We start from the raw sequence: 16,788 nt of genomic DNA on the forward strand, positions 1-16,788 counted from the left end.
CGTGCCCGGCGGGCGCCGGTCAGGGGTGCCCGTGCCCCGGCGCCGGCGCGGGGTCCTCGGCGGCCTCGGCGGCCTCGGCCGAGGAGGGCAGCAGGACCCGGAACGTGGCGCCCTCGCCGGGTGCCGACAGGACCTCGACGCGGCCCGCGTGCGCGGCGACGAGGGACCGCACGATGGCGAGACCGAGCCCGGCGCCGCCCGTGCCGCGGCTGCGGGAGCCGTCGGCGCGGGAGAAGCGCTCGAAGACGCGCTCCCGCATCCCGGGGTCGATGCCGGGACCCTCGTCGGCGATCTCCAGGACGGACTCCTCGCCGAGGGTGCCCACACCCACCCGGACGGGCGTGCCGGGGGGAGTGTGGGTGACCGCGTTGCCGACGAGGTTGGTGACGACCTGGCGCAGCCGGGTCTCGTCGGCGAGCACGGGGGCCGACCCGGGCGGCCCCTCGCCGCCCGGGCCCGTGAGGGTGACGGGGCGTTCCGGGGCCAGTGCGCGCAGGTCGTGGAGGGCGTCGGCCGCGAGGGTCCGCAGATCGGTGGGGGTCCGTTCCAGGTCCAGCGGGAAGGCCGTGTCGGGCCGAGGCCCACCTGGGTCCTCCCCGGTCCGCGCGAGCGCGAGCGCGTGCTCGTCGAGCCGGGCGAGCAGCAGCATGTCCTCCACCAGGCGGGTGAGCCGCTCCGACTCGCGGGCGATACGGGACATGGTGCGGTCGACGTCGCCCTCGGGCAGGGCGCCCATGTGGTGCAGATCGGTGAGGCCCTTGATGCCCGCGAGCGGGGTGCGCAGCTCATGGCCGGCGTCCGCCACGAACCGGCTCATACGCGCCTCGGACCGCTCGCGGGCGGCGAACGCGGCCTCCAGCCGGCCGAGCATCGCGTTGAGCGAGGCGGCCAGGCTGCCGATCTCGGTCCCCGGCCCGGACAGCCGGGGCACCCGCCGGGACAGGTCGCCCCGGGCGATCTCGGCGGCGGTCTGCTCGATACGGGTCAGCGGGCCGAGGCCCGAGCGCACGGCGAACCAGCCCGCCAGCGCCAGCGCGCCCAGCAGGCACAGTCCGGTGGTCGCGTGGATGTGCCACATCCGGTCGACGGTGCCGTCCACGTCCGCCAGCGAGGTGGCCACGACCACGCTGCCGCCGTCGCCCGCCGCCGCCCCGAGGACGCCGGTCAGCACCGGTCCGCCGGTCCTCGGCACGGCGATCACCCGCCAGCGGGTGTCCGAGCGGGTGCCGTCGACCGTGAACGCGCGGCCGCCCCGGGCGCGCACGGCCGCCTCGTCCAGCCTGGGCAGCGCCGGCCCGTCGGCCCCCGCGCCGTGCCCCTGTCCGGCGAGGGAGTCGACGCTGCGCTGCACCCTCCCGTCGGCGGCGACGTAGGTGAGGACCGGATGGCCGAGGACGTTCGTGCTGAGGTCGGACAGGCCCGCGGGCAGGGCCGGGGCGCTCCGCTCACGCGCCGAGAGCGGCGGCAGCACGGCGAAGACCCGGGCCGAGGTGCGCAGCTGGGCGTCCACCCGGTTCGTCATGTCGGCTCGCAGGGCGTTCCCGGTGACCAGGCTGAACGCCGTGAACCCGCAGGTCAGCAGGGTCAGGGCGAGCAGCAGCAGCCGGGTGCGCAGCGAGGCCCGCGCCCAGGGCCCCACGAGCCGCCCGGACCCCGTCATGCCCGGGGTGCGCGCAGGACGTACCCGATCCCGTGCACGGTGTGGATCAGCTTGGGCCCGCCGTTGTCGATCTTCCGGCGCAGATAGCTGATGTAGGTGTCGACGATGCCGGTGTCACCGCTGAAGTCGTAGTTCCACACCCGCTCCAGGATCTGCGCCTTGGAAACGGTGCGGCCCGCGTTCGCCATCAGGTGGTGCAGCAGCCGGAACTCGGTGGGGGACAGGCGAAGGGGCTCGCCCGCCCGGGTCACCTGGTTGCCCTCGGGGTCCAGTTCCAGGTCCCCGGCGCACAGCAGCGCCGAGGGGTCGCCGCTGGTGCGGCGCAGCACCGCGTGGATCCGGGCGATCAGCTCCCGGAGGTCGAACGGCTTGGTGACGTAGTCGTCGCCGCCCAGCACCAGCCCCTCGATCTTGTCGTGGGTGGCGTCACGGGCGGTGAGGAACACCACGGGCAGGTGCCCCGCCCGGTCCGCCGCCCCGGGCCCGCACCGCTCGCGCAGGCGCCGGATCACCTCGAAGCCGTCCATGTCGGGGAGCATCACGTCCAGCAGCACCAGGTCGGGGCGGGCGGCGCGGGCTCCGCTCAGCGCCTCCCGGCCGGTGCCCGCCGCGGCGACGGTGAATCCCGCGTGCCGCAGGGCCGCGCACAGCAGTTCCCGCACGGTCGGTTCGTCGTCGACGACGAGCAGGTGCGCGCCCGCCGTCGCCGCCGGATCGGGGCGGGGCCCGCTGCCGGGACGACGGGTTCGCTCAGCGCTTGCCAACGGGTTCCTCCACAGAGCCGGACGTCGCTCGCCGCCCCGTGCCCGAAGCCGCGGGAGCGCCGGCGCCGGCCGTCGTCCGGGTCCCCGCGCCGAGCATAGGGAAGCGGGCCGTGACCGCGCCGTAAAGGAGGCTCCCGACCCCGCCCGCCAGGGCGCCGACGAGCAGCCCGGCCGGCGGGCAGAGCCCCACCGCGCCGCCGAGTCGCACCCGCGTGCCGCCCACCACGGTGTCGAACACACTCACCGTCAGCTGCCCGGACGCCTGGGCCAGCAGCGCGGCGGCGCCCAGGACGACGGCGGTGACGACACCCAGCCGCCCCGCCCCGGCCAGCTGCCGGCCGTACCGGCCGCCGAAGGGGGGCAGCGGTCGTACCCGGGCCGGATCCGCGGCCCGTGCCGCGAGGCAGCCGCAGACCAGCAGGGCGAGGACGACCACCACGAGAGCCGCCGGCCACAGCGGCACCCCGCCCACGGACAGGTCCCGGAGGTGCTCGGTGCGGTCGGCGGCACCGGTGGCGGTGGGCCGTCCTCGCAGCCGGCCGAGCAGTTCCGCGAGCGCCCCGCCGCCGTCGCCCGAGACCCGGTGCCGGGACGCGGTCCAGGGGACACCGAGCCCCGACGTCAGGCACACCGCCACGGCGTTCGGCGCGAGCAGCAGCGCGGCCCCCGCCGCGACGCCGGGCCGGCCCGCCGCGGTCACGCCCGCGACCACCATCGCGGCCGTCGCGACGGCCACCGTCCCCAGCAGCACACGCACCAGCGACGACAGGCTCGACGCCCACGCGTTCCCCGGCCGTCGGCCCGCCGGACCGGTGGGCCACGGCACCCGGCGGCTGATCACACATCCCAGGGCCAGCACGACGGCCACCCACAGCAGCGCACCGACGACGGCGGCACCGGCGCTCACCTCGAAGTCCGCCACCAGCTGACGTGCCGCCCCGCCCGCGCCGCCGCCCTGCCCGCCGAGCACGGAGCCCGGGACGCGCACGGTGCCGTGCGCGCCGTGCGCCACGCACGCCACGGCGATCAGCGCGCTCACCCCCGCGGCCAGGCCCCGGGCGGCCAGATCGCCCGCGGTGACCCGGCGCCGGCCCAACCCGCGGGAGAACAGCCACCACAGCACGAGGGAGCCGGCCAGCGTCACCCCGAGCGGCACCAGGTCCACGGAGCCGCTGACCGAAGGCTCCGGTCCGCCGCCCCCGCCGAGCAGCCCGGCGAGCGGGGAGGAGCCGTCCCGCGCGGACGGCGCGCCCGAACCGGTCCGCGCAGAGGCGCCGACGGCGAGGGACGTCACGGCCGACGCCAGCGACCACAGGGAGCCGTACGATCCGGCGCCCAGCAGGTACAGCCCGAGACCGGAGAGCGCCGCCATCGCGGCGACCGCGCACAGCGCGGCACCCGCCCCTTCCGCGGCGTTGCGCAGGGGCCCGACCGCCCTCGGCGGCGGGCCGGCCGTACGCGCGGACCCGGACCCGGACCTGGATCTGGAGGTGGGGACAGACATGTCAGGAGGACTCCGCTCCGCTCGACTTCGTTCGACGGGGAGCACAGCCTGTCCCGCGCGCATGACACGATCCGCAGAGGTTCTGGGAGTTCTCTGAGAACCCGGACGACCCCGCCGCAGGTCACGGCGGGGTCGGGGCGGAGGCGCCGGGGGAACTCCCGGAGAACTCCCAGAAGTCGTCGTGGGCCGTCGGTGCCGGTGCTCAGCCGGCCGGGTCGTGCCAGCCGTCCCCGGCGGGCAGCAGGGACTCGGCCTCCTTGGGGCCCCAGGTGCCTCGGGCGTAGGGGTGCGCGGGCACGCGGTCGCCGAGGACCGGGTCGACCACGCGCCAGGCCGCCTCCACCGTGTCCTGCCGGGCGAACAGCCAGCGGTCGCCGTCCAGGGCGGCTCCGATGAGCCGGTCGTAGGGGCGCATGTCCGAGCCGGGCCGCTCGCTGAAGGCCAACTCCTCCGGCTGGGCCAGCCAGCCCGCGCCGGGCTTCTTGCCCGCGAGGGTCAGCGTGAGCCCGGTCTCGGGCCAGACCCGGAACCGCAGCATGTTGGTGGCGGGCGCCGGACGCAGCCCGAACACGTCGTGCGGGGGGCGGCGGAAGCGGACGCACACCTCGGTGGCGGTCACCGGCAGGCACTTGCCGGCCCGGATGAGGACCGGGACGTCGGCCCAGCGCCAGGAGTCGACGGCGAGCCGGATCGCGGCGTAGGTCTCGACCGTCGACTTCGGGTCCACGCCGTCCACGTTCCGATAGCCGTCGTACTGCCCGCGCACGATCGTCTCCGCCGTGAGCGGCCGCAGCGCCGACACGAGCTGCGCCTTGGAGTCCTGCCAGGACGCGAGCCCCTGCCCGGACGGCGGGTCGGCCATCACGGTGGCCAGCACCTGGAGCATGTGGTTCTGGACGACATCCCGGACGGCGCCGGTGTGATCGTAGAACCGGCCGCGGTCCGACACGTCGAACGCCTCGGCCATGGTGATCTGGATGCTCTCCACGTGCGTGCGGTCCAGCAGCGGTTCGACCATCGAGTTGGCGAAGCGCGCGAACAGCAGGTTCTCCACGGGGTCGAGCCCGAGCCAGTGGTCGACGCGGTAGATCGACTCCTCGGGGAAGTGCTCCTGGAGCGTGGTGTTGAGCGTGCGCGCGCTGGCCAGGTCGTGGCCGAAGGGCTTCTCCACCATGATGCGGGCGTCCTTGGCGCGTCCCGCCCCGGCGATCCCCCGCGCGATCCGGCCGAACAGCGCGGGCGGCACCTCCAGGTAGTACAGGGCACGCCTGCCGGCGCCCATGGCCTCGGACATCGCCGTGTAGGTCGCGTCGTCGTCCAGGTCGCCGTCGACATAGCGCAGCAGCCCGAGCAGCTTCACCGCCGCGGGCGAGCGCGGGTCCATCCTGTTCAGGGTGAGCGAGGCCTCGGCGTAGGCGCGGAACTGCGCAAGGCTCCAGCCTGCCTTGGCCACGCCCACCACCGGGACGTCCAGGACGCCGCGCGCCACCAGCCCCACCAGGGCGGGGAACGTCTCCAGTTTGGCCAGGTCACCGGTCGCCCCGAAGATCACCAGCGCGTCCATCTGCCGTGTCGTCATCTCGGACCCTCCTGGTCAGCGCAGCCGTTCGGCGAGGTGGTCACCCACCCGCAGCGCGTTGGCGATGGCCGTCAGGGACGGGTTCACCGCCCCGATGCTCGGGAAGAAGCTGGTGTCGACGACGTAGAGGTTGTCGAGGTCGTGCGCCTTGCACTGGACGTCGAGCGCGGACGAGGCGGGGTCGGTCCCGAACCGGACGGTGCCGGCCTGGTGCGCCGTCGCGCCGATGGGCATGCCCTTGTGCAGGTAGATGCTGTGGGGCAGCAGACCGTGCTCCCGCATCCCGAGCTTCCCGAGCATGCTCTCCAGCTTGTGCCGCAGCCGCGTCAGCCCGGCGATGTTGTTCTTCTCGTCCAGAGCCAGCCGTACGTTCCCGTCGGCGTCCAGCGTCACCCGGTTGTCCGGGTGCGGCAGGTCCTCGCCGCACAGCCAGAAGTCGACCGCGTGGTGGGCGAGGACCTCGAAGGGCAGGTCGGGCGTGAGGGCACCGGCCCAGCGCGGCGCCTCGCCGTGGATCTGCTCGGCGTCGGACTTGCCGAGCATCTGGATGCCGCCGAGCGGATACTCCCAGTCGTCCGCTCCCAGGTACCAGTCGTGCAGGGCGAGGGTCTTCTGGAACACCGTCGGGTTGGGCTCGTGCGACACCGCCATCAGGGCCAGGTTGTTGTGCCGCATGTAGTGGCGGCCCACGACTCCGGAGCTGTTGGCCAGACCGGCCGGATGCCGGTCGCTCGCGGAACGCAGCAGCAGAAGGGCCGAGTTGACCGCGCCGCAGGCCACCACGACGATGTCCGCCGCGAAGGTGACCGTGCTGCCGTCGGCCAGTTCGGTCACCACACCGGTGACGGTACGGCCCGTGGGGTCGGTCTCCAGCCGGCGCACGTACGCGCGGGTGACCAGGCTGACGTTGTCGTGTGCGAGCGCCGGGTCCACGCAGATCACCTGCGCGTCGGACTTGGCGCCCAGCGGGCAGGGGAAGCCGTCCACGCGGTCGCAGCGGATGCAGACGCTGTCGTGGGTGGCGCGGCCGTGCCCGTCCTGCGTGAGGTCCACGCCGATCGGCAGATGGAAGGGGTGCAGGCCCTGCCGCTCCAGATCGTCACCGAGCTGCTGGATGCGCGGCTCGTGCTCGACCGGCCCGAAGGCGTACTGCGCGCTCGCGGGCCCCTCGGTCGGGTCCTCCCCGTGGCGGCCGTGGACCTTGTAGAGATGCTCCGCGCGGGTGTAGTACGGCTCCAGGTCCTGGAGGTCGATCGGCCAGGCGGGTGAGATCCCGCCGTGGTGGCGCAGCTCGCCGAAGTCCTCGGGGCGCAGCCGGAACAGCGCCGCGCCGTAGAACTTGGTGTTGCCGCCGACGTAGTAGTTCACCTCGGGCGGGAAGGCGTTGCCGTCCTTGTCGTACCAGTACTCGGGGGCACGGTAGCGCCCCTTGACGAAGACCGCGGTGGAGTCCCAGTTCTCGCGCTCGCGGGGCAGGTAGTCGCCGCGTTCGAGGATCAGTACGCGCTTGCCGGTGGACGCCAGCCGGTGCGCCAGCGTGCCGCCGCCCGCACCGCTGCCGATGACGACGACGTCGTAGCGCTGATCGTCGGCCACAGGGATTCCGTTCTCCAGTCGTCGGGACACGTCCTGCTCGGCAAGCTATACGGCCCCCGGCCACCCGGCATGTCGAACGGTCGCCGCCCGGGCGGGGCGGCGCGCCGGGTCCGGCCCGTCGCCCCGGCGGGGCCTTCGGTGGGAGCGGCCACCGGCCGGTGCGCCGATCGGTCGGCGCTCGGTGGGGTGAAGCGCGCCGCGTCGCGAGGGTCGGGCGGCCCCTGGCGTGCTCGACTGGGCCGAGTTGAGCCGCGAGGGGAGCCGCATGAGCCAACTCGACCTGGCCCGGCTGCAGTTCGCCATGACGTCGATCTACCACTTCCTCTTCGTCCCGGTGACGATCGGGCTGGGCTTTCTGACCGCGCTGCTGCAGACCGGCTGGCGCCGCACGGGCAGGGCCGAACTGCTCGCCCTGACCCGCTTCTTCGGCACCCTCCTCGTGATCAACATCGCGATGGGCGTGGTCACCGGCCTGGTGCAGGAGTTCCAGTTCGGGATGGACTGGTCGGCCTACTCCCGCACGGTCGGAGACGTCTTCGGCGCGCCCCTGGCGATGGAGGGCCTGGCCGCGTTCTTCCTGGAGTCGACCTTCCTCGGACTGTGGCTGTTCGGCTGGGACCGGTTGAGCCCCCGGGTGCATCTGGCGACGATCTGGCTGGTGGTGGCCGGGGCGGCGCTCTCGGGGGCCTTCATCATGGCGGCGAACTCCTGGATGCAGCACCCGGTCGGCTACACCCTCGACCCCGCCACCCGTCGCCCCCGGCTCGACGACGTGGTCCGGCTGTTCACCAACCCGGTCTTCCTGCGCGGCTATCTGCACGTGCTCCTGGCCTCCCTGGTGACCGGCGCCGTCGTGATGCTCGCGGTCTCCGCCTGGCACCTGCGCAGGGCACCGGACCGGGTCGCCTTCCACGCCTCCGCCCGGCTCGCCCTGGTCGTGCTCGTCCCGTCGCTCCTCGTGGCCATGCTGGTGGGGAGCGAGCTCGGAGTGACCGAGGGCAGGTTCCAGCCCATGAAGATCGCGGGCGCGGAGGCCCAGTGGACCACCTGCGAGCCCTGCTCGTTCTCGCTGTTCCAGATCGGCGGCGGCCGGAACGACACCACACCGACGAAGATCCTCGCCGTACCCCATCTGCTGTCCCTGCTGGCCACCAACCACTGGAACGGCCGGGTGCTCGGACTCGGCGCGGTCCAGAGCCAGTACGAACAGCGGTACGGGCCGGGGGACTACGTGCCGAACATCTTCGTCCAGTACTGGTCCATGCGGGTCATGGCCTACCTCGCCGTGGTCGTGCTGCTGATCGGGCTGTGGGGGCTGTGGCTGGTGTGGCGCAAAAGGCTCGGCCGCTCCCGGTGGTTCCCGCGCGCTGCGCTCTGGATCCTGCCGCTGCCGTTCCTCATGAACACCGCCGGCTGGCTGCTCACCGAGAACGGCCGGCAGCCGTGGATCGTGCAGGGGCTCCAGCTCACCGCGCACGGCGTCTCCCCCTCGCTCGACGCCCCCACGGTCGGCGCCGGCGTCGTCGTCTTCCTGCTCCTCTACGCCGCCCTGGCCGCCGTGGAGGTCGTCCTGATGACCCGCCACGCCCGCAAGGAGCCCGCACCGCCCGCCGCGGGGGACGAGCCCCTGCCCGCCCTCGCCTACTGACTCGACGTGACCGACGGGACAGCCGATGACACTCGCGACGCTCTGGTTCCTCGTCACGGCCCTCCTGTGGACGGGGTTCTTCGTCCTGGAGGGCTTCGATCTGGGTGTCGGCATGCTGCACACCGTCGTCTCCCGCGACGAGCCGGGCCGCAGGGCGGCGATCAACACCATCGGCCCCCTGTGGGACGGCAACGAGGTCTGGCTGGTCGTCGCCGCGGCCGCCATGTTCGCCGCGTTCCCCGACTGGTACGCCACGATGTTCTCCGGCCTGTACCCGGCGCTCGTCCTGCTGCTGGCCGGACTCGTCGTGCGGGGGGTCTCGTTCGAGTTCCGGGGCAAGGGCGAGGGCGCGCGCTGGATCCACACCTGGGACACCCTGCTCACGGTGGGCAGCCTGCTGGTCCCGCTGCTCACCGGGATCGCGCTCGGCGATCTGCTCCACGGGCTGCCCATCGACCGGACCAAGGAGTTCACCGGCGGCCCCGGGGACCTGTTCCCCGCCTACGCGGTGTTCACCGGCGTCACCCTGGTCCTGCTCTGCCTGCTGCACGGCGCCACCTTCCTCGCGCTCAAGACCACCGGCACCGTGGAGGCCCGGGCGTCGCTGCTCGCCCGCCGCATCGGCCCGTTCACGGCCCTGGCGCTGCTCGCCTTCCTGCCCTGGACCCACGCGACGGCGGGCAGGGGAGTGCTGCCGAACATCGTCCAGCTGCTCGCGGCCCTCGCCGTCCTCGCCGCCCTGTGGCTGGTCGTCCGGCACCGCGAGGGATGGGCCTTCGTCGCCACCACGGCGGCTATGGCCACCACCGTCCTGTCGCTCTTCCTCGACCTCTACCCGAGGCTGATGGTGTCGAGCACCGACCCGGCCTACGACCTGACCGTCCGGGGCAGCGCGTCGGGGTCGTACGCCCTGACGGTGATGAGCGTCGTCGCGCTGGTCTTCTTCCCGCTGGTGCTGGCCTACCAGGGCTGGACCTACCACGTCTTCCGGCTGCGCCTGTCCGACGAGCAGTTCGCCGCCCCGACCTCGACCTCCACCTCGGAGTGAGGCCGGTTCACAGCACGGCGATCGGGTTGATCGGCGACCCGGTCGCATGCCGCAGGCGCAGCGGGGCGATGACGCACAGGAACGACCAGCGGCCCAGCTCCTCGCAGACGGGCACCAGGTCCTCGAACTGGAGATAGTCGAGCAGATGCACCCCCATGGCGTGGATCGCGAGTACGTGGACGGGGAAGTCGACTCCCTCGGTCGTGCTCGGCGCGGCGTCGTTGTTGCCGTCGCCGCCCAGCACGGCGACCTGCCGTTCGGCCAGGAAGTCCGCCGCGCCCGGGTGCAGCCCGGCCCGCGCCACCGCGGTCTCCCAGGGCCCCAGCTCGCTACGCCGGCGGCGGTGCCCGACGCGGACGAAGAGCAGATCGCCCGCGCCGACCCGTACGCCCTGGGCGGCCTCGGCGGCGGCCAACTCGTCGGCGGTCACCTGGTCACCGGGTTCCAGCCACCTCACCCCGCGCAGCCGGGGGATGTCCAGCAGCACCCCGCGCCCGACGATCCCGTTCCGGGCCGCGTCGAGGGTGAGCACCTCGCCGCCCCGGGGTACGGGACCGGCCGCCGCGACGTCCCCGAACAGGGTGCCGTGGTAGACGACATGGCACAGCGCGTCCAGATGGCTGTTCACGTCGCTGTGCACGTCCATGCCGAAGCGGTCCCGGGCGAACTGCAGCGCCCCGCTGTCGATGGCGCCCGCCACCACCCCGGTCATACGGTGCCGGGCCGGCTCGGGGTCGTCCGGGGCGACCCCGGTGTGCACCGGCGCGGCCAGACTCACATGGCGCCCGGAGCGGACCTCCCGGGCCGCGAGGACGAGCCGCTCCGGCGTGATCAGGTCGAGTGCCCCGCGTGAGGCGGCCCCGTCCGCCGGCGTCCGGCGGACCCGGTCGTACAGCGCCCGGAACCCCTCCGCGTCCAGGGGCCAGGGCTCCTGGCCGGGTGCCATTCAGGGCCTGCGCTGGGCGTCGAGGGCCTCGTCCAGGGTGCAGGCCGCCATGATCAGGGACAGATGGGTGAAGGCCTGCGGGAAGTTGCCCAGTTGCTCGCCCGTGCGGCCGATCTCCTCGGCGAACAGGCCGACGTGGTTGGCGTAGGTGAGCATCTTCTCGAAGGCGTAGCGGGCCTGGCGCAGCCGCCCGGCGCGGGCCAGGGCGTCGACGTACAGGAAGGTGCACAGGCTGAAGGTGCCCTCGCTGCCGCGCAGCCCGTCGGGGGAGGCGGTGGGGTCGTAGCGGTAGACGAGACTGTCGGACACCAGTTTGCGGTCCATCGCGTCCAGGGTGGACAGCCAGGCGGGGTCCCTGGGGGCGAGCATGCCGACGCGGGGGATGAGCAGCAGGGAGGCGTCGAGCACCTCACCCTCGTAGTGCTGGACCAGCGCCCCCTCCGCGGCGTTCCAGCCGCGGTCCATGATCTGTCGCAGCACGTTGTCGCGGGTGTGCCGCCACAGGCCGAGGTCGGCGGGTCTGCTGAAGTGCTCGGCGATCTTGATGCCGCGGTCGAAGGCGACCCAGGTCATCACCCTGCTGTAGGTGAAGTCCTTGCGGCCGCCGCGGGTCTCCCAGATGCCCTCGTCCGGCCGGTCCCAGTTGTCCGCGAGCCAGTCGAGCACGCTCGCGGTCCCCAGCCAGTTGTGGTAGCCGGCCTGGACGAGGTCGAGTTCGCGCGCCTCGCACACGGCGTACAGCGCCTCGCCGTAGATGTCCAGCTGGAGCTGGTCCATGGCGGCGTTCCCCGCCCGCACCGGATACGAGCCGCGGTAGCCCTCCAGATGCTCCAGGATCTCCTCGTCCAACTGGGGGTCGCCGTCGACCCGGTACATGACCTGGAGGCGTTCGCCCTCCAGATGGGCGCGTTCCCGCATCCGGTCGGTGATCCACGTGGTGAACGCGCTCGCCTCCTCGGCGAACCCGAGGTCGAGCAGGGCCCGCACGGAGAGGGAGGCGTCCCGCACCCAGGTGAAGCGGTAGTCCCAGTTGCGCTCGCCGCCCACCTGCTCGGGCAGGCCCATGGTCGCCGCGGCGATCGGCGCCCCCGTGGGCGCGTAGGTGAGCAGTTTGAGCACGATGGCCGAGCGGCGCACGCTGTTCTGCCACCGGCCCTTGTAGTGCGTGGTGCTCAGCCAGCTCTGCCAGAAGTTGACCGTGGACCACAGCTCCTCGGTGAGGCTCTCCTCGGTGGGCTGCGCGGGCGCGGATCCGCTCCGGGCGCAGACCGTCATGACCACCCCGGCGACCTGGCCGTGGGTGAGCGTCATGGTGCCCTGGACGTCCTCGCCCGCGCGTTCGAGCGGAAAGGTGCTCTGGAGGTGCAGGGAGAGGTCCGGGCTGTGGAAGGTGGCGCGGTCCCCGTCGAAGTCCAGCTCGTGCAGGGCGCGTCCGTAGTCGAAGCGCGGCCGGCAGTCGAGGGTGAAGCGCACCGTGCCGCGCACCGCGCGCACCGCGCGGATCATCGTGTGGCGGTCGGTGGGCAGGCGGGACGTGTTCGGCGGCATCCAGTCCATGAGCTCGCCGACGCCGTCCGCCGACATGAAGCGGGTGACCAGGACGGCGGTGTCCGGGTAGTACAGCTGGTGGTAGGTGACGTCGTCGCCCTCCGCCGCGAGCCGGAAGTACCCGCCGCGGTCGTGGTCGAGCAGCGAGGCGAAGACGCTCGGGGAGTCGAAGCGGGGAGCGGCGAACCAGTCGAGCACGCCCTTGGAGGAGACCAGAGCGACGGTCTGCAGGTCGCCCACCAGTCCGTGGTCGGCGATCGGTGGATAGCGGTCCATCGGCACACTCCGAGCTCTGCGGTCGGCTCCCGGGAAAGCTATCGGAGCCGCGCGGGCACGCGCGGGCAGGCGCCGGGTGTGGTCGCCCGGATCTCCCTCGTACGGCCGAGGCGCGGCGGGGGCGCGCGGGTCGGCGGCGTGAGGTCAGGTGCGCGTTCCGTGGTCGGCGAGCGGGCCCACCGACAGGCCGGCCCGCCGGCAGTGCTCCACGACGGCGGGCAGCGCGCCCAGCGTGGCGCGCCAGCATCCGGCGGCGGACGCCCGGTCCGTGTCGTGCAGAAGGAGGGTCCCGCCGCCCCGGAGCCCGGCCCCGGCGACGGCGTACACGGAGGCGGGGGTGGCGGTGGCGGTCCAGTCCCGGCCCCAGGCCGTCCACAGCACCGGCCGCAGCCCCGCCCGCCGGGCGGCGGCCCAGCGGCCCGCCGTCAGGATCCCGTACGGCGGCCGGTACCACCGCGGCCGCACGCCCGCGGCGTCGCGCAGCGCCCGCACCGCGCGATCCAGATCGGCGGCGTCGCGTACGGGTGAGGGCAGCCACGGCCGGTCGTGCGACCAGCCGTGGACACCGAGCTCGTGCCCACGGCCGGCGATCTCGCGGGTCAGCCCGGGATGCCGTGCCACGCTGTCGCCCAGGACGAAGAACGTCGCCCGCACCCCCAGGCCGTCCAGCGCGTCGAGGAAGCGGGGAGTGGACCGCGGATCCGGGCCGTCGTCGAAGGTGAGCGCGACGTGATCGGGGCGCCCCGCACCGGCGAGGGTGGGGAACAGGCGGCGTCGCAGTCCGGGCAGCCAGGTGGCGGCGGGCACGACGTGCCAGGCCGCCACCGCGGCGACCGGCGCCAGGGTCAGGGCCGCCCGCCGTGCGGCGGGAGCACCGGGGCGAAGGAGCATCCGGGCGTCCACCTCCCTGCCGTCACCTGCCTCACGAGGGACTCGTGAGGCCTCATGGGTCCGCTGTCCTGTGCGGCCGCGGACTCGGGGCGCCGGGGCCCGGGCCGCCGCACCCGCCCGGCGGCGCGTCCCAGGCACCGCTGACCGTCGGCGCCCTCGCGAGGCCGACGCTTCCGGCCCCGATCAGGACGGCGCCGATCACCTCGGGCAGGACCCGCACCCCCAGGGCGATCACCTCGTCGAACAGCACCCACCCCAGCGCGACACTGGTCAGCGCGTCACCGAGGGTGAGAGCGGGTTGCGACGCGGTCAGGGTCCCCGCCCGCAGCGCGCTCTGCAACAGCACGAACGCGAGCGCGCCGACGCCGGCCAGGGCGTACAGGGGCCACCGGGTGAACACGGCGCCCCAGCCCTGGGCGACGGTGCCCGTCACCTCCTTCAGGAGCGCGGCCGTGGCGGCGAAGGCGACCGCGGACGCGAGCCCGAGGAGCGCGGCGCGCGGCGCACCGCGCAGCGGACGGGCCACGGCGACGAGCAGGACGAGCGCGCACAGCACCGCCGCCCCCGTCACCGGCCACCTCCCCGGCGTGGCCGTGGACCGTCCGGGGGAGGGCTCGGCGGCGGTGAGGAAGAGCGCCAGCCCGCACGCGAGGGCCAGGAACGCCAGCCAGGTGCGACGGCTCGGGCGGCGACGGAAGACGACGCTGCCGACGACCAGGGTGAACAGCAGCTCGCTCGCCATCAGGGGCTGGACGACGGACAGCCCGCCCACGGCCAGCGCCAGCGCCTGGAGCACCGCCGACAGGGCGAGCAGGCCGGCACCCGCCAGCCACGCCCCCTTGCGCGGTGCCCGCGCGAGCCACCGCACCGTCTGGCGCATCCCCGCGCCGTCCTCGGGCTCGTCCGCCGCCGCCCGGCGCTGGAGGACGGAGGCCGCGGCGTTGGACAGCGCGGCGAGCAGGGCCAGCAGGACGGTCAACGGGCTCACCGCGGTCACTCACCCGAAACGGGCCGCGAGCCTGCGGTACAGCGCGGGAGCCGCGCCGCGCACCCCCGCGGGCAGCCGCAGCCAGCCGGGTACGAAGACCTCGTCCCGGCCCCGGGACACGGCCCGCACGACCACCTCGGCCACCCGCTCGGGCGGCACCGGGCGGGGCCTGGAGCGCCGGTAGGGCACTCCGCGGCGCTCGAAGAACGGGGTGTCCACCACGCCCGGGACCACATGGCTGATGCCCACGCCCGTACCGCCCACCTCGTAGCGCAGGGCGTCGGCGAAGGTGCCCAGGGCCGCCTTGGCCGCGGAGTAGACCGCCTCCCCGCGGACGCCGACGGTGCCGGCGAACGAACCGATGATCACCACGCGTCCCGAGCCCGATTCGACCATGTGGGGGAGCAGATGCCGTACGAGATGCATCGTGGCGAGCACGTCGACGCCGATGACGTCGTCGATCGAGTCCGTGGGCATCCGGCAGAAGTCGCCCGCCCAGCCGATCCCGGCACAGGCCACCAGGAGGTCCACCCGGCCGAGGTGGCCGAGGGTGAAGTCGGCCAGCCGGCGGTGGGAGCCGGGCAGGGCGTGGTCCGTGGGATAGGGGGTGGCCGACGTCTGGGCCGCGACCCGGGCGAGCCTGGTCGCGTCGTGTCCGTTCACGACGAGCCGCCACCCGCCCTCGTCGGCCAGCCGGCGGGCGATGGCGGCGCCGATGCCGGAGGACGCGCCGGTCACCAGCGCCGCACCTCGGCGGACCGCCGGGTCGCCGCCGGCCTGCTCGGCCGGGGACGGCTCGCTCCCGGACGCGGCGTTCGCGGGCGGGGCGGTTGCGGATCGGGCACGGGAGGGAGCATGGGACATGGCTGCTGACCTCGGCTGCGACGGCGGACACCGGAGTGACGGGCGGAAGGTGACTGCTCCCGGGTTCAGAGGGAGGTAGCGGACGGCAGGACGGTGCACAATGCGACCAATGTGTGCATTTTCCCCTGCGTCGCGGCGGCGGGCGACGCGAACGGCCGCGACCGGCCGCCGTGCGGAGGGCCATCGGCCCGGCGCGGGCGGCTCTCCCGGCGCGCCGCGGGTCCCGTCGCCCGGGCCCGGGCGACGATGACCGGTACCCCCGGGCGGGGGAGGCGCGAGTCCCGGCGCATCCTGATCGTCAGCGCGAGCATGGGGTCCGGTCATGACGCCGTCGCCGCCGAGCTGGCGCGCCGCGCGCGGGCCCTCGGCCACGAGGCCCGGACCGTGGACGTCCTCGGCCTGCTGCCCCACGGACTCGGCACCGCGCTGCGGCACGGTTACGGGGCGGCCGTACGAAGCTTTCCCTGGGCGTACGCCCTCGTGTACCGGGCCCTGCTGCGCCGGGGGCCCGGACGCCGCCCCAGCGGTGTCCCGCTGGCCCGCCTCGCGGGTGAGCGCCTTCGGGACCTGGTGGAGGGCGGCCGTGCGGACGTGGTGGTGCCCGTGTTCCATCTCGCCGCACAGCTGACCGGCGACCTGCGCTCCCGGGGTCGGCTGGGGGTGCCGAGCGTCGTCCTGCTGATCGACTTCGCCGTGCACCGGCAGTGGCTCCACCCGGGGAACGACCGGTACCTCTGTGTCACGGAGGACTCCGCGCGGGTGGTCCGCGAGGACATCGCGACGGCGGCGGAGGCGGTCGGGCCGGTGGTGGCCCCGGAGTTCTTCGCCCCATCCGGTGAGGCGGCGGCCCGTTGGTCCGAGTGCTTCGCGCGGCGGGCTCCCGACCGGGTGCCGGTGCTGCTCTCCGCCGGGGCCTGGGGCGCGGGGTCCCGCCTGCCCGGGACCGCGCGGCTGCTGGCGGCGCACGGGTACCTTCCGGTGGTGCTGTGCGGACGCAACGAACGGCTCCGCCGGGGCCTGCGGGGGATCCCGGGCGCCCTCGCCCTGGGGTGGGTCGACGACATGCCCGCGCTGATGCGTGCGGCGGGGGCCCTGGTCGACAACGCCGCCGGTCAGACCGCCGTCCAGGCTCTCGCCACAGGGCTGCCCGTGGTGGGGTACCGCCCCCTGCCGGGGCACGGCCTCGAAGGCGTCCGCCGCATGTCCGCGCTCGGTCTCACGGACCTGGCCCACGACCCGCCGAGCCTCCTCGACCGCCTGTCCCGCGCCACGACCCCGGGCCCCGACCACCGCCACCGGCTGGCGCGAGCCCGCGCCCTCTTCCGCCAGGACCCCCTGACAACCATCCTCCACACCTGCCCCCCACCCACCTGACCAGACCCGCCCCCCGACGCCGCCCCCACAGCCGACACAGCGCCTCAGCCCCTGCCAGGACCGCGGGAAACTACGCGAATCCCACGACGAACCTGCAGCCGT

Annotated in this window: 13 protein-coding genes; 3 read left to right on the top strand and 10 right to left on the bottom strand. The window is 74.3% G+C overall.

Annotated features, from left to right (window positions below):
- Positions 1–19: 19 nt before the first annotated feature.
- The 5 genes from AB0C59_RS18365 to AB0C59_RS18385 all read right to left on the bottom strand — a co-directional run bounded on the left by AB0C59_RS18365 (position 20) and on the right by AB0C59_RS18385 (position 7,103).
- Complete coding sequence (locus AB0C59_RS18365; RefSeq protein ID WP_363005674.1) at positions 20–1,660, bottom strand: HAMP domain-containing sensor histidine kinase; 1,641 nt, start codon at positions 1,658–1,660, stop codon at positions 20–22.
- A complete protein-coding gene (locus AB0C59_RS18370) occupies positions 1,657–2,349 on the bottom strand; it encodes a response regulator transcription factor (protein WP_363005801.1) in 693 nt (230 codons plus the stop codon). Before AB0C59_RS18370 ends, AB0C59_RS18365 begins: the two co-directional genes overlap by 4 nt.
- 61 nt (positions 2,350–2,410) lie before the next feature.
- Entirely contained in the window at positions 2,411–3,928 is a 1,518-nt protein-coding gene (locus tag AB0C59_RS18375) for a streptophobe family protein (RefSeq protein WP_363005676.1), read from the bottom strand.
- Positions 3,929–4,130: 202 nt separating this feature from the next.
- The gene (gene zwf / locus AB0C59_RS18380) at positions 4,131–5,507 is read right to left on the bottom strand and encodes a glucose-6-phosphate dehydrogenase (protein WP_363005678.1); all 1,377 of its coding nucleotides are present in this window, start codon (positions 5,505–5,507) and stop codon (positions 4,131–4,133) included.
- Between the two features lie 15 nt (positions 5,508–5,522).
- On the bottom strand, positions 5,523–7,103 hold the full coding sequence (locus AB0C59_RS18385; protein WP_363005680.1) for a GMC family oxidoreductase: 1,581 nt from the start codon (positions 7,101–7,103) through the stop codon (positions 5,523–5,525).
- A 265-nt stretch (positions 7,104–7,368) separates the two neighbouring features.
- On the opposite strand from AB0C59_RS18385, the gene AB0C59_RS18390 reads away from it, so the two are divergent.
- Positions 7,369–8,751, top strand: a complete 1,383-nt coding sequence (locus AB0C59_RS18390; RefSeq protein WP_363005682.1) for a cytochrome ubiquinol oxidase subunit I — start codon at positions 7,369–7,371, stop codon at positions 8,749–8,751.
- A 25-nt stretch (positions 8,752–8,776) separates the two neighbouring features.
- Complete coding sequence (gene cydB, locus AB0C59_RS18395; RefSeq protein WP_363005684.1) at positions 8,777–9,799, top strand: cytochrome d ubiquinol oxidase subunit II; 1,023 nt, start codon at positions 8,777–8,779, stop codon at positions 9,797–9,799.
- A 7-nt stretch (positions 9,800–9,806) separates the two neighbouring features.
- Here cydB and AB0C59_RS18400 read toward each other — a convergent pair whose 3' ends face one another.
- The 5 genes from AB0C59_RS18400 to AB0C59_RS18420 form a co-directional block, all read right to left on the bottom strand.
- Positions 9,807–10,745 (bottom strand): cyclase family protein, encoded by a 939-nt coding sequence (locus AB0C59_RS18400; RefSeq protein ID WP_363005686.1) that lies wholly within the window; start codon positions 10,743–10,745, stop codon positions 9,807–9,809.
- The gene (locus AB0C59_RS18405; protein ID WP_363005688.1) at positions 10,746–12,569 is read right to left on the bottom strand and encodes a glycoside hydrolase family 15 protein; all 1,824 of its coding nucleotides are present in this window, start codon (positions 12,567–12,569) and stop codon (positions 10,746–10,748) included.
- 144 nt (positions 12,570–12,713) lie between these two features.
- The gene (locus AB0C59_RS18410) at positions 12,714–13,460 is read right to left on the bottom strand and encodes a polysaccharide deacetylase family protein (RefSeq protein WP_363005690.1); all 747 of its coding nucleotides are present in this window, start codon (positions 13,458–13,460) and stop codon (positions 12,714–12,716) included.
- A 52-nt stretch (positions 13,461–13,512) separates the two neighbouring features.
- Positions 13,513–14,448: a DMT family transporter gene (locus AB0C59_RS18415; protein ID WP_363005692.1), complete on the bottom strand. Its 936-nt coding sequence runs from the start codon at positions 14,446–14,448 to the stop codon at positions 13,513–13,515.
- Between the two features lie 9 nt (positions 14,449–14,457).
- The gene (locus AB0C59_RS18420; RefSeq protein ID WP_363005694.1) at positions 14,458–15,312 is read right to left on the bottom strand and encodes an SDR family oxidoreductase; all 855 of its coding nucleotides are present in this window, start codon (positions 15,310–15,312) and stop codon (positions 14,458–14,460) included.
- Between the two features lie 309 nt (positions 15,313–15,621).
- Here AB0C59_RS18420 and AB0C59_RS18425 point away from each other — a divergent pair, with 309 nt between their 5' ends.
- On the top strand, positions 15,622–16,686 hold the full coding sequence (locus tag AB0C59_RS18425; protein ID WP_363005696.1) for a galactosyldiacylglycerol synthase: 1,065 nt from the start codon (positions 15,622–15,624) through the stop codon (positions 16,684–16,686).
- Positions 16,687–16,788: the final 102 nt, after the last annotated feature.

Source organism: Streptomyces sp. NPDC048664, assembly GCF_040650555.1.
Taxonomy (GTDB): Bacteria; Actinomycetota; Actinomycetes; order Streptomycetales; family Streptomycetaceae; genus Streptomyces.